A 284-nucleotide genomic window follows, 5' to 3' on the forward strand; every position below is an offset into this window, starting at 1 on the left:
TTAAGCTGGTCTACCATCTCGTTGACGGTGTTCTTGAGCTCTAATACCTCGCCCTTGGCATCCACCGTGATTTTCTGCGACAGGTCGCCCTTGGCCACCGCCGTGGTCACCTCGGCAATGTTACGTACCTGCGTGGTCAGATTATTCGCCATCGCATTAACGTTGTCGGTCAGCTCCTTCCAGGTGCCATCGACGCCCGGCACTTGCGCCTGACCGCCCAGCGTACCCTCGGTACCTACTTCGCGCGCCACCCGCGTCACTTCCTCGGAGAAGCGATTAAGCTG

General features: G+C 58.8%; 1 protein-coding gene. It reads right to left on the reverse strand.

Features of this window, described 5'->3' with window-relative positions:
- Window positions 1–251, reverse strand: a 251-nt coding sequence (locus H4J46_RS17475; protein WP_220462900.1) for a HAMP domain-containing protein, incomplete at its 3' end; no start/stop codon positions are given.
- Window positions 252–284 lie beyond the last annotated feature (33 nt).

The sequence above is a fragment of the Colwellia sp. MB02u-6 genome (genome assembly GCF_014077095.1).
Taxonomy (GTDB): Bacteria; Pseudomonadota; Gammaproteobacteria; order Enterobacterales; family Alteromonadaceae; genus Cognaticolwellia.